Raw genomic sequence first — 12,389 nt, 5'->3', positions numbered from 1 at the left:
CCCGTTCGAGCCTCGGCGCCCGCCAATAGGGATACCCCAGCTTCCGCTGGGGTGACGGAGATGGGTGGGCGACGGATGGGGATCGGGTTGACCCGCCGCCTTCGCTCCCCATCTTCCCTCCGATGAACGACCCCAACATGACCGATCTCGACCGCGCGCTGGCCTTCGCGATCCCTGCGCGCAGTGCCCGCGGCCGGATCGTCCGGCTCGGCACCGCGCTCGACGAAGTGCTCGCCGCCCACGCCTATCCGCCTGCGATCGAAAAGCTGCTCGCCGAGGCGCTGACGCTCGCCGCGCTGATCGGCTCGACGCTCAAGGACGCCAGCGGCCAGCTGACGATGCAGACCCGCACCGACAACGGCGTCGTCCAGCTGCTCGTCTGCGACTACCGCGGCGGCGAAGTGCGCGGTTACATCGAATACGACGCCGACAAGCTTGCCGAAGCCCCCGCCGAGCCATCGTTGTTCGCGCTGTTCGGTGCTGGCTACCTCGCGATCACGTTCGACATGGCGACCAGCAACGAACGGTACCAGGGCATCGTCCCGCTCGATGGCGATACGCTGTCACAGGCCGCGCAAAGTTATTTCACGCAGTCCGAACAGATCCCGACGATGATTCGGACCGGTATGGCGAAGGGCCCGGACGGGCGCTGCGTCGCAGGTGGGCTGTTCCTCCAGCATCTTCCCGAGGGCGAGGATGGTCGCGAGCGGCTCCACACCAAGCTCGACCACCCGGAATGGGAGCATGTCGCTACGCTCGGCAACACGATCGGCGCGGACGAACTCACGAATGCGTTCCTGCCGCTGGAGACGCTGGTCTGGCGCTTGTTCAATGAAGAAGACGACGTCCGCATTCTCGCGGATATTCCGATCTCGCGCGGATGCCGCTGCGACCCTGATTATATTCAGGGGGTGATCTCCAAATTTCCCATCGAGGAGCGGCGGTCGATGGCCGACGAGAGCGGTTTCATCATCGTCGATTGCGCGTTCTGCGCGAAGAAATTTCCTGTTCCAGTCGGCGCCTGACTTGTCAGATTTTTTCACAGCAACGATAACTTAAGAAATTAACTCCCTATTCACTTATGTTGGGTATAGAAGGGACTGTGCTTTTTATTCGGCACGTTTTTTCTCCCTTGTGGCGCGGTTCGCGCCAACCTTAGGGGGCCGCCTTATCGGGCGGCCCCTTTCTTTTTGCGCGCCGCTGGCCTAGCGCATTGCGCATCATGACATCTCCTGCTCCCTTTGCGGTCGCGCTCGTTTCGGGCGGGCTCGACTCGATGGTATCCGCCGCTTTGGCGCGCGAAGCCGGCCAGCGCGTGCTCGCGCTGTCGTTCGATTATAATCAGCGCCATCGGATCGAACTCGACGCCGCCCGCCGCGTCGCCGCCGCGATCGGTGTCGAACGCCACATCGTGTTGCCGATGGATCTCTCCGCGTTTGGCGGGTCGGCACTGACCGCCGATATCGACGTGCCGAAGGATGGCGCGGGCACCGAGGATGGCGGTGGCATTCCCGTCACCTACGTACCCGCACGCAACACCATCTTCCTCAGCCTTGCGCTGGGCTGGGCCGAGGCGGCGGGCGCGCGCGACATTTATATCGGCGTCAACGCGCTCGATTATTCGGGGTATCCCGATTGCCGCCCCGAGTTCATCGCCGCGTTCGAAGGCTTGGCGGAACTCGCCACCAAGGCTGGCGTCGAGGGCGAGCCGTTCCGTATCCAGGCGCCGCTTCAGATGATGACCAAGGCGGATATCGTCCGCGAAGGCACGCGTCTCGGCCTGGATCTCGGGCTGAGCTGGTCATGCTATGATCCGACGCCCGCCGGCGAGCATTGCGGCCTGTGTGACAGCTGCCGTCTGCGCTCCAAGGGGTTCGAGGACGCAGGCATTGCCGATCCCACCGTTTACGCCGTGCGGCCCGGATCCGGGCTGGCCTGAGCGATGAGCTACGCGGTCAAGGAGATGTTCCTCACGTTGCAGGGTGAGGGTGTGAACGCCGGCCGTCGTGCGGTGTTCGTGCGATTCGCCGGCTGCAACCTGTGGTCTGGTCGCGAACAGGACCGCGCGACCGCGGTCTGCAAGTTCTGCGATACCGAGTTCGTCGGCACCGACGGGCTGGGCGGCGGCAAGTTCGCCGATGCGCAGGCGCTCGCGGCGGCAGTCGCCGACTTCTGGGGGGACGGCACGAGCGATCGATTCGTCGTCCTGACCGGGGGGGAGCCGATGCTGCAGATCGACGACGCGATCGTCGATGCGCTCCACGGCGAGGGCTTCCGGATCGCGATGGAGAGCAACGGGACGATTCGGGCGCATCCGGGTATCGATTGGGTCTGCATCAGCCCCAAGGCCGGCAGCATCGTCGTTCAGCGGACCGGCGACGAACTGAAGCTGGTCTGGCCGCAGCCGGGCACCGATATCGACGATGTCGAGACCTGGGCGTTCGCAAACCTGCTGCTCCAGCCGCTCGACGATCCGCAAGCCGACGCGAACCGCGAGGCGTGCGTGGATCTGGTCATGCAGCGGCCGCAGTGGCGGTTGTCGCTGCAGACGCACAAGCTGCTGGGCCTGCGCTGATAATTTGAAGCGCGCTATGTAGGGGACTTCATTCTTGCCCTACCGTCATCCCAGCGGAAGCTGGGATGACCCCATGAGACTCTCGTCGCGCGCTTCGTGAGATACCCCAGCTTTCGCTGGGGTGACGGCAGAACGCGAGGATAAGATCATCCGGTAATTCGGGCAAGGCGGAGACGTTACCGCCCGGCGATGCCGACGCCAACCGGCGGCCAGTTTTGGGCGCCGCACTTCTTTTCGACCCACTCGCCCTTCTTGTTCCAGCAGATCGTATCGAGCCGCGGCATTGCCGCATTGCGATCGCGGCCGATGTAGCGCGGGAAGCGCTGTTCACCCCAGGGGATCAGGCTGTTGCGCAGTTCGCGCGACCGCGCCAGCGCGACGTCGGCAAAATGCCCGCGCGGTGCGAACACCGCGTCGCGTCCGATCGAGGCTGCGGTCTGGCAGAACCCGTATTGCGCGGCGACCGTGGCGAAGCTGGAATAGGTCCGCGTGCCGAACTGGTCGAGCGCGGCCTGCCCGGCGCGGAGGCCCGACGCCTTGTTCACGCGGATGAAGTATTTGGTCAGCGTATCGAACGCACCCTTCAACTCGTCGCCATGATCGGCGAGAATCGAATTATAGTTCGGCACGGTCAACAGCGTCGGCTCGAACTGGCACTGCAGGGCCGCCACGTTGAGCGCGGCGCGCATATGCCAAACCAGGGCGGCACGCGTTTCCGCAGGCGTCGCACCCGGCAGGGGCTGGCCGAGATCGGCTTCGTCGCCGGTCACCGCGGCGCCGGAAAAGTCACGCGACTGCAAAAAGAACTGCGCCGACGCCGACTGCGCCACAGCGAGACCGCTCGACGCCACGCAGAGCGCGAGCGCGGTACGCAACACTTTCATTCAAACCTCCCCAGGGGCATTCCAAGTCGACGAATCTAAAGCGTTTCCGCCAAACCCCCAAGCGATTTTAACCTTTTGCCGGGATCGATTTTGCGCGCCGAATACCCCGATCCGGTATGTAAACTGTCGCATCCGGAACGACCGCGGTTTGCCGCCATCCGATGTGCGCAAACGCGCTGACCGGCATCAAGGATCGACGTTCCCCATCCCGCAACGATAAAGGGCCGCCCGGTTGCCCGGGCGGCCCTTCACATCGCATAATGCCGTTGAAGGTCATCCGCCGTAACGGTCGACCTTCGCGACCATTACATTGCGTTGTTGGTCATCATGGTGTCGTTCGACATCATCGTGTCGTTCGCCATCATGGTGTCGTTGGCCATCATGCCACCGTTCGACGCGCCGTCGACTGCGGTCATGTTGTCGGTCATGGTGTCCATGCCTTCAGTGGCGTTCATGTCGGTGACCATCGTGTTGTCGGTGGTCGTCTCGGTCTTCGGACCGCAAGCCGAAACGGCGAGTGCTGCGCTGGCGATCAGCGAACCGGTCAGGACCTTGGAAATGAGTGCACGCATGTGGAAGCTCCCTAGATAGAGGATTTGGCTGGCTGCTCGCCCTTAATACCCAAATCGTAGTGGACATTAATCCGATAACGCTTTGTCCTCAAGCCTCGTTTTCTTGAGGACAAGAAACTGTTTCAAGGAAAGCATCGGCCGTCAACGCCAGGGCGGCGTCGAAGGTTGCAAGGTCGGCGGAAATGCCCAGCGATTGCAGGCTGGTAACGCCGTACTCGGACAGGCCGCAGGGCACGATGCCACCAAAGTGCGACAGGTCCGGATCGACGTTCACCGAGAAGCCGTGGAGCGTCACCCAGCGTTTTACCCGTACCCCGATCGCGCCGATCTTGGCTTCCCGGCCCCGATCGAGCGTCCAGATGCCGACCCGGCCATCGACCGCGAACGCCTCGACGCCGAGCTCGCCAAGCGCCGCGATCACCCAGGATTCGAGCGCGTGGACGTAACAGCGGACATCCCGTCCGCGCTTGGTCAGGTCGAGCACGACATAGCCGATCCGCTGGCCCGGCCCATGATAGGTGTATTTGCCGCCGCGTCCCGTCGGGATCACCGGGAAGCGCGCGTCGATCAGGTCGCCCGGATCCGCGCTGGTGCCCGCGGTGTAGACCGGCGGATGTTCGAGCATCCACAACAGCTCGCGCGCCTCGCCCGCGCCGACCGCGAGCGCGCGCGCCTCCATCTCCGCCAGCGCATCGGCATAAGGGGTGAGGCCGGCGCTGGTCCGCCATTCGATATCGGAGGGGAGGGGGTTGGTCACCGATCCCAATTGCGCACCGACGCTCGCACTTGCAACTCCGACGTGCGTTTCAACCATGTGGTCAAGCGCAGGGGCTTGGGCTAACCCGCGCGATACAGCAACCGGGGGAGCGTGACGCATGGTGAAGATGGGAACGGTCTGGGATCGCACGATCGAGGTGCTCAACGGGCGTACCGGCATGATCGCGCCGATCGCGGTGCTCGGCATTCTGCTGCCCAGCGTGATCCGTGACGGCTATGTCGCGTTCTCGACACCGGGGACGATGAGCTTCGCCTTGATCGGCAGCGTTCTGGCGATCGGTACGCTGGTCGCGATGCTGTGGGCGCAGCTCGCGATCGTCGCGATTGCCAGCGATCCCGGCACCGATGCTGCGGCTGCGCACCGCCAGGCCGGTGCGCGCGTACTGCCGGCGCTCGGCATCACCGCGCTGATCACGCTAATCGCCGCGCTCCTCGCCGTGCCGCCGGTAATCGTTCTGGTTCAGTCGGGCTTCGATTTCTCCGCCGCTGCCAATGGATCGAGCGTACAGATGACCCCGCCGACCGCCGGCGCCGCTGGGTTCACCGCGCTGTACGGCATCGCCTATCTCCTGCTGGCGATCTGGATCGGCGCGCGACTGGTGCTGCTCAACCCGGTGATCCTGAACGAGCGCCGCGGGATCGGTGCGATCCGTCGCTCGGTCCAGCTGACCAAGGGGCTGACGTGGCGGATCATCGGCGTGTTGATCCTGTTCGCGATCGTCATGCTCGTCTCGACCTGGGCCGCACAGTCCGTGACCGGGATCATCTTCCGGCTCGCGCTCGGCGCCGACGGGATCGCCACCGCGACCTTCCTGTCGGGGATCGCCGCGACGATCGTCACCACCGCTTTCACTGCGCTCGCTGCGGTCTTCACCGCGCAGCTCTATGTCGCCGTCAGAGAGAAATCCGTCACCCCATGAAGCTCGATTTCGCGACCGTCCTCACCGACGCCTGGAACCTGTTCAAGCGCGACCGCGACCTGTTGCTGCGGATCGCCGCGCCGTTTCTGTTCCTGCCTGCCTTCGCGCTGGCGCTGGTCGTGCCCGATCCGCCGATGCCCAACGCGGCGGCGGGCGATAACGAGGCGCAGGCGATGGTCTGGGCCGATGCGGTGCAGACATGGGCGGCGGCACATGGCGGCTGGTACCTGCTCGCTTACGTCATGAGCTTCTTCGGTACGTCGCTGTTCTACGCGCTGTATCTCGATCGCGATCAACTCGACCTGCGGCAGGCGCTGACGCGCTGCCTACGGATATTCCCGCGCTTCCTGCTGGCGATGGTGATCGTGTCGCTGCCGGCGGGGGCGGGGCTGTTGCTATACGCGATCCCCGGCCTCTACATCCTCGGCCGGACAATGCTGACCGGCCCGGCGCTGTTCGCCGAAGCCCCGCTCGGTGCGCTAGGCGCGATCCGCCGCAGTTTCACGCTCAGCCGCGGTTCGGGGTTGCCGCTAATGGGATTGGCGGCATTCAGCTACATCAGCGGCTGGCTCGCCGGAGCGCCGTTCATGATGCTGGATCGTGCCCTGCGCGAAGCGGGCGAACCCAACCCGGTCGCGCTGGCGATCGTCGACGCTGGCGCCGCGGTGGCCGCAATGGCGGCCGGTATCGCCATGGCCCTGATCGCTATATCGGCATACCGCCGCCTGGCGCGGTAAGGGCGAGCCTCAAAGCTAGTCCGCAAGAAGCATCACACCTGCTCCTACCGCCTTCTTGTTCTCCCGCGAAGGCGGGAGCCCAGTCTGGATCCCCGCCTTCGCGGGGAAACAAGTTTCAGGCCTACCCCCGCTTCGCCAAATACGGGATCTGCGGCGCCGTCTCCGGCGGCAGCAATCCAGAAGCCCGAGGATCGGGAAACGTCTCGATCGTCCGCTTCACGGCAACGAACCCCTGCGCCCGATAAAACCCCAGCGCACTAGGATGATCGAGCGTGCAGGTATGCAGCCAGACCCGCTCCACCCCCTTCGCCCAAGCCCGCGCGCAAGCCTCGGCCATCAGCCACCGCCCATGGCCTTGCCCAGCCAATTCGGGAATCAGCCCGAAATACGAAATCTCGCATGCACCCGTTGCGCGAAAATCGAGTTCGAGCATTCCGACCTCGATCCCCGCCGGATCGAGCACCGCATACACCGCGATCCCCGGATCATGCACGATCGCCGCCAGCGCATCGTCGGCCATCACCAGCCGCGAGAACCACAACCACGGGCTCCCCACCCGCCGAAACAGCGCGCGGTATTTCTCCAGCGCGGGCCGCTCCCACTTCACCAATCGCAACCGCGACCCCGGGCTCGGTCGCAGCGGCGGCCGCTTGCGCATCTCCAGCGTCGTGACGATCGTCGCGAGGACGTCGTCGGCAACCGGGATCAGCGCCATATCAAGACCAGGTCGCGCGGGGCGGCAGGCTCATCAGGATCGCGTCGATGTTGCCGCCGGTCTTGAGCCCGAACAAAGTCCCACGGTCGTACACGAGGTTGAACTCGGCATAGCGCCCACGCCATTCGAGCATCCGCGCCTCGTCCGTGGCATCGAACGGCGTATCCATCCGCCGCCGCACGATCCGCGGATACGCATCGAGAAACGCCTCGCCGACATCGCGCGTGAACGCGAAGTTGGTCTCGAAATCGCCATCGAGATGATCGAAGAAAATCCCACCGACACCACGTCCGACCTTCCGGTGCGGGATGTAGAAATAGGTCTCCGCCCATTCCTTGAACCGGGGGTAGTGCGCCGGATCATGCGCGTCGCACGCCGCCTTCATCGTCGCGTGGAAGTCCGCCGTGTCCTCCTCGATAGGCAAGGGCGGGTTGAGATCGCCGCCGCCGCCGAACCAGCGCTTGGTGGTGTTGAGGAAGCGACAGTTCATGTGCACCGCGGGGACGTGCGGGTTGGTCATGTGCGCGACCAGGCTGATCCCGGTCGCGAAGAACCGCGGGTCCTCGCCCGCACCATGGATCGACTTGGCGAACTCGCCTTCGAACGTGCCGCCGACGGTCGAGACGTTGACGCCGACCTTCTCGAACACGCGGCCCTTCATGACGCCCATCACGCCACCGCCGCCCGGCTCGCCCGAGGGATCGACGCGGTTCCACGGGGTGTATTCAAACGATGCGTCGGAGCCTGCCTCGCGCTCGATCGTCTCGAACTCCGCGCAGATGCGATCGCGCAGGGATTCGAACCAGGTTCGGGCGGCGGCTTGCTGGGGGTCGAGTTCGATCATGCGGGCGTCTCTACCAAATCCTCCCCGGAACGGGGAGGGGGACCGTTCGGCTACTTGGCCGAAGGGTGGAGGGGGACTTCCACGAGCGTTACAGTTGTCGGACGGAAGCGGGGCGTTTGCGGTGAGCCCCCTCCACCATGCTTCGCACGGTCCCCGTCCCCGTGCCGGGGAGGATTAGCTCGGCCAGCCGCCCGTCTGCCGCAAAGCCTCCGCCGCGACGATCCCCGTCGCCACGGAAATATTCATCGACCGCAACCCAGGCCGCATCGGAATCAGCACGCGCACATCGGCCCGCGCATGCACCTCCTCCGGCACGCCGGCCCCCTCGCTCCCCATCAACAACACGTCATCCTCGCGAAACTCGGCAACATCCAGCCGCACCGCGCCCTTGGTGGTCAGCAGCACGATCCGCCCGCGTACCTGCGCCAGGAACGTGTCCCAATCGACATGCCGCACCACGTCGACCACGCCGACATAGTCCATCCCCGAGCGCGCGACGGCCTTGTCGCTCCAGGTGAATCCCATCGGTTCGATCAGGTCGACGCCGATCCCCATGCACGCGGCAGTGCGGAGAATGGCGCCGACATTTCCGGCGATGTCGGGCTGATAGAGGGCAATACGCATACCGGATCCCCTAGCGCGCCGAGCGCCGCACGGTAACCCAAAGCAAAATGCAGTTGGCAAACCGTCGCCCCGCCGTCTATCAAAGCGCAGCCTCCGTGGGGACGGTCGGATGGATTGGGGATATGGTTTCGCGAAACCGGGAGCCTAGTCCGTCACGAAAAAAATAACGTGCAAGGGCGAGATGAATGGCGACAGTCGACGACATGGTTCCTCCCGGCGAATCGCCAGAGCCGTTTCACGAAGAGGCCCATGATCCTCGCCGCCGTGATTTCATCAATATCGCAGCCGTTTCCTTCGCCGGCGTCGGCGCTGTCGCGATCGTCCTGCCGCTGATCAATCAGATGAACCCGAGCGCCGACGTGCTCGCGCAGTCGACCACCGAGATCGACCTGTCGAAGATCCTCCCCGGCCAGGCGATCAAGACGTCGTTCCGCAAGCAGCCGCTCTTCGTGCGCAACCTGACGCCGAAGGAAATCTCGGAAGCCGACGCGGTCGATATCTCGACGCTGCGCGATCCGCAGACGCTCGAGCAGCGCACTAAGGCGGGGAAGAAGAACTGGCTGATCACGCTGGGCGTCTGCACGCATCTCGGCTGCGTCCCGCTCGGCGCGGGCGAGGGCGAGAACAAAGGGCCGTTCGGCGGCTATTTCTGCCCGTGCCACGGCTCGGCCTACGACACCGCCGCACGCATCCGCAAAGGCCCCGCTCCGTCGAACCTCCACGTTCCGGACTATGCCTTCAACTCCGACACCGTCGTCACGGTAGGCTGAGGAACGACCATGAGCTTTCCCTGGGCCAAGCAATACGAACCGAAGCTGCCGCTGACGCGGTGGCTGGATGAGCGGCTTCCCGTTCCCCGGCTCGTCTACAATTCACTCGGCGGCGGCTATCCCGTCCCGCGCAACCTCAATTATTTCTGGAACTTCGGCGTGCTCGCCGGCGCCGCATTGGCGATCCAGATCGTCACCGGCATCGTCCTGGCGATGCACTACGCAGCCAACGGCCTAGTCGCATTCGACTCGGTCGAGAGCATCATGCGCGACGTCAACGCGGGCTGGTTCCTGCGCTACGCCCACGCGAACGGCGCCTCGATGTTCTTCATCGTCGTCTATACGCACATCTTCCGCGGGCTCTATTACGGCTCGTACAAGGCGCCGCGCGAGATGGTGTGGCTGCTTGGTGTGGTCATCTTCCTGCTGATGATGGCCACCGCGTTCATGGGCTATGTCCTTCCGTGGGGCCAGATGAGCTTCTGGGGGGCGCAGGTCATCACCGGGTTCTTCTCGGCAATCCCGCTGGTCGGCGACACCATCCGCATCTGGCTGCTCGGCGGATTCGCGCCGGACAATGCCGCACTCAACCGCTTCTTCTCGCTGCATTATCTGCTGCCGTTCGTGATCGCGGGCGTCATCATCTTGCACATCTGGGCGCTGCACATCCCCGGCTCGAACAACCCGACCGGTGTCGACGTGAAGGGGGAGCAGGATACCGTCCCGTTCCACCCCTACTACACCGCGAAGGACGGCTTCGGGCTCGGCATCTTCATGCTGATCTTCGCCAGCCTGCTGTTCTTCTTCCCGAACTATCTTGGCCACCCGGACAACTACATCCCGGCGAACCCGCTTTCGACGCCCGCGCACATCGTGCCCGAATGGTATTTCTGGCCGTTCTACGCGATCCTGCGCGCCTTCACTGCGGACTTCATCCTGCCGGCCAAGCTCTGGGGCGTGCTGGCGATGTTCGGCTCGATCCTGCTGCTGTTCTTCCTGCCCTGGCTGGACAGCTCGCCGGTCCGTTCGATGAACTATCGTCCCAAGGCGCGGATCGCGTTCTGGGTGCTGGTCGCCGACATCTTCGTGCTCGGCTATTGCGGTGGCGCTCCGGCCAACGCGTTCTACGTGATCCTCAGCCAGATCTGCGCGGCGTATTATTTCGCGCACTTCCTGATCATCCTGCCGATCATCTCGCGCTCCGAGCGTCCGCGGCCGCTGCCCAACTCGATCACCGAGGCCGTACTTTCAAAGCACGGCGGCACCAGCCCGGCCAAAACCGCGCTCGCGCACTGATACGAACTAGAGGACACACACATGGTTCGTCTCATCGCCTCCATCGTCGGCGCGGCCTTCGTGCTGGTGCTCGGCATCGCGCTCTTCGGCAGCGTGGCGGGGGTCATCACCGACCCCGTCGCGCCGACCGCGGAGAGCGTCGCGCACAAGCACCCCAAGGAACTCGAGCTCGCCTCCAACGGCGTGTTCGGCAAGTTCGACCGTCGCCAGCTCCAGCGCGGGTTCCAGGTCTACAAGGAAGTCTGCTCGGCCTGCCACTCGCTGCGGCTGGTGTCGTTCCGCGACCTGACCAAGATCGGCTATACCGACCCCGAGGTTAAGGCGATCGCCAACCAGTGGGTCATCGAGCAGCCCTCGATCAACCCGGAGACGGGCGAGCCCGCGACCCGCAAGAACATCCCGTCGGATCGTTTCCCGTCGCCGTTCGCCAACGAGATCGCCGCGCGCGCCGCGAACAACAACGCGCTGCCGCCTGATCTTTCGCTGATCACCAAGGCGCGCGAGGACGGCACCGCGTATGTCCACTCGCTGCTGACCGGCTACACGACGCAGCCGGCCGCGCTGCTGAAGGAATTCCCGGACATCAAAACGCCGGCGGGTCTGCACTACAACCCGTATTTCGCGAACCTCAACATCGCGATGCCGCCGCCGCTGACGTCGGATGGCCAGGTGACCTACGCCGACGGCACCAAGCCGACGATGGAGCAGATGTCGACCGACGTCTCCGCGTTCCTGACCTGGACCGCAGAGCCCAACCTCGAGGCACGCCATGCCGCCGGGTTCGCGTCGATCATCTTCATCCTGATCTTCTGCGGCCTAGCCTGGGGCGCGTACCAAAACGTCTGGCGCGACGTTAAGCATTGATGACGGCCCGGCTCCCGCGGTAAGGGCGCACGGATAAAGGGAGCGGCGGACGGGCAGGGTGCCTTGTCCGCCGCTTTCGTTTTGGCCGTAGCGCAGTGTCGCGCACCGGTGCATCCGCCGCCATCGTCCGGAGAGAAGGGAGCTTCCATGCTCGATACCGAAGAGCGCAACGCCGACCTCAAGGCGCTGATCCGCACCATCCCGGATTTCCCCAAGCCCGGCATCCAGTTCCGCGACATCACGACGCTGCTGCTCGACCCCCACGGCTGGGCGACTGCGATCGAGCGCATGGTCGAAACGGTCTCCGGCCCGGTTGACCTCGTCGCCGGCATCGAAGCCCGCGGCTTTCTCTTCGCCGCAGCCTTAGCTGCCCCGCTCAAGGCCGGCGTTCTGCTGATTCGCAAGGACGGCAAACTTCCCGGCGCGTCCATCGCCGAGGACTACGCACTCGAATACGGCACCGATCGCATCGCGATCCACGCCGACGCCTTCGCGCCCCGCGCGCGCGTCCTGCTGGTCGACGACCTGATCGCCACCGGCGGCACCGCCCGCGCCGCGGTCCGCCTGCTCCACAAGGCCGGCGCGGTGGTTACGCAGGCACAGTTCCTGGTCGACTTGCCGGACCTCGGCGGAGCAGACGCGCTCCGCACCGACGGCATCGAAGCAACCGCCCTGATTCACTTCCCCGGCCACTGACGCGCGCTTGCCTGCGCACGCTACCTGATGCAGGTCACCTGATAGTGGTCACTCGTTCCCTAATACGGCACCACCCCGGCGTAGGCCGGGGCCCAATTGGGAAACATTGCTGACG

Annotated in this window: 15 protein-coding genes; 9 read left to right on the top strand and 6 right to left on the bottom strand. The window is 64.7% G+C overall.

What is annotated here, in order from left to right:
• Positions 1–122 precede the first annotated feature (122 nt).
• The 3 genes from C8J40_RS00635 (at position 123) to queE (ending at position 2,575) form a co-directional block, all read left to right on the top strand.
• Positions 123–1,025 (top strand): Hsp33 family molecular chaperone HslO, encoded by a 903-nt coding sequence (locus C8J40_RS00635; RefSeq protein ID WP_132735744.1) that lies wholly within the window; start codon positions 123–125, stop codon positions 1,023–1,025.
• Positions 1,026–1,222: 197 nt separating this feature from the next.
• Positions 1,223–1,939: a 7-cyano-7-deazaguanine synthase QueC gene (queC, locus tag C8J40_RS00630; RefSeq protein ID WP_132895360.1), complete on the top strand. Its 717-nt coding sequence runs from the start codon at positions 1,223–1,225 to the stop codon at positions 1,937–1,939.
• Positions 1,940–1,942: 3 nt separating this feature from the next.
• A complete protein-coding gene (gene queE, locus C8J40_RS00625) occupies positions 1,943–2,575 on the top strand; it encodes a 7-carboxy-7-deazaguanine synthase (protein WP_132895359.1) in 633 nt (210 codons plus the stop codon).
• Between the two features lie 176 nt (positions 2,576–2,751).
• Here queE and C8J40_RS00620 read toward each other — a convergent pair whose 3' ends face one another.
• The 3 genes from C8J40_RS00620 to lipB form a co-directional block, all read right to left on the bottom strand.
• Positions 2,752–3,459 (bottom strand): hypothetical protein, encoded by a 708-nt coding sequence (locus C8J40_RS00620; protein WP_132735736.1) that lies wholly within the window; start codon positions 3,457–3,459, stop codon positions 2,752–2,754.
• Positions 3,460–3,764: 305 nt separating this feature from the next.
• Entirely contained in the window at positions 3,765–4,031 is a 267-nt protein-coding gene (locus C8J40_RS00615) for a hypothetical protein (protein ID WP_055881015.1), read from the bottom strand.
• An 88-nt stretch (positions 4,032–4,119) separates the two neighbouring features.
• Entirely contained in the window at positions 4,120–4,845 is a 726-nt protein-coding gene (gene lipB / locus C8J40_RS00610) for a lipoyl(octanoyl) transferase LipB (protein WP_132895358.1), read from the bottom strand.
• Between the two features lie 61 nt (positions 4,846–4,906).
• Here lipB and C8J40_RS00605 point away from each other — a divergent pair, with 61 nt between their 5' ends.
• Entirely contained in the window at positions 4,907–5,728 is an 822-nt protein-coding gene (locus C8J40_RS00605) for a glycerophosphoryl diester phosphodiesterase membrane domain-containing protein (protein ID WP_132895357.1), read from the top strand.
• On the top strand, positions 5,725–6,465 hold the full coding sequence (locus tag C8J40_RS00600) for a hypothetical protein (RefSeq protein ID WP_132895356.1): 741 nt from the start codon (positions 5,725–5,727) through the stop codon (positions 6,463–6,465). The genes C8J40_RS00605 and C8J40_RS00600 overlap by 4 nt, the downstream gene beginning before the upstream one ends.
• 121 nt (positions 6,466–6,586) lie before the next feature.
• Here the strand turns inward: C8J40_RS00600 and C8J40_RS00595 are convergent, their stop codons facing one another.
• From C8J40_RS00595 to C8J40_RS00585, 3 genes are all read right to left on the bottom strand, one after another.
• The gene (locus C8J40_RS00595; RefSeq protein WP_132895355.1) at positions 6,587–7,180 is read right to left on the bottom strand and encodes a GNAT family N-acetyltransferase; all 594 of its coding nucleotides are present in this window, start codon (positions 7,178–7,180) and stop codon (positions 6,587–6,589) included.
• 1 nt (position 7,181) lies between these two features.
• Positions 7,182–8,024, bottom strand: coding sequence for an oxygen-dependent coproporphyrinogen oxidase (gene hemF, locus C8J40_RS00590; protein ID WP_132895354.1), 843 nt, complete (start codon positions 8,022–8,024; stop codon positions 7,182–7,184).
• Between the two features lie 174 nt (positions 8,025–8,198).
• Positions 8,199–8,648 (bottom strand): tRNA (cytidine(34)-2'-O)-methyltransferase, encoded by a 450-nt coding sequence (locus C8J40_RS00585; protein WP_132735720.1) that lies wholly within the window; start codon positions 8,646–8,648, stop codon positions 8,199–8,201.
• A 203-nt stretch (positions 8,649–8,851) separates the two neighbouring features.
• Here C8J40_RS00585 and petA point away from each other — a divergent pair, with 203 nt between their 5' ends.
• The 4 genes from petA to C8J40_RS00565 all read left to right on the top strand — a co-directional run bounded on the left by petA (position 8,852) and on the right by C8J40_RS00565 (position 12,274).
• The gene (gene petA, locus C8J40_RS00580) at positions 8,852–9,418 is read left to right on the top strand and encodes a ubiquinol-cytochrome c reductase iron-sulfur subunit (protein ID WP_056489394.1); all 567 of its coding nucleotides are present in this window, start codon (positions 8,852–8,854) and stop codon (positions 9,416–9,418) included.
• 9 nt (positions 9,419–9,427) lie between these two features.
• Complete coding sequence (locus C8J40_RS00575; RefSeq protein ID WP_132895353.1) at positions 9,428–10,714, top strand: cytochrome b/b6; 1,287 nt, start codon at positions 9,428–9,430, stop codon at positions 10,712–10,714.
• Positions 10,715–10,735: 21 nt separating this feature from the next.
• Positions 10,736–11,578, top strand: coding sequence for a cytochrome c1 (locus tag C8J40_RS00570; RefSeq protein ID WP_132735715.1), 843 nt, complete (start codon positions 10,736–10,738; stop codon positions 11,576–11,578).
• A 147-nt stretch (positions 11,579–11,725) separates the two neighbouring features.
• Positions 11,726–12,274, top strand: a complete 549-nt coding sequence (locus tag C8J40_RS00565) for an adenine phosphoribosyltransferase (protein ID WP_132895352.1) — start codon at positions 11,726–11,728, stop codon at positions 12,272–12,274.
• The last annotated feature ends 115 nt before the right edge of the window (positions 12,275–12,389 follow it).

It is taken from the genome of Sphingomonas sp. PP-CC-3A-396, from assembly GCF_004343105.1.
Lineage (GTDB): Bacteria > Pseudomonadota > Alphaproteobacteria > Sphingomonadales > Sphingomonadaceae > Sphingomonas.
The sequence above is the reverse complement of the archived record's forward strand: the minus strand, read 5'-3'. Positions and strand labels throughout refer to the sequence as shown.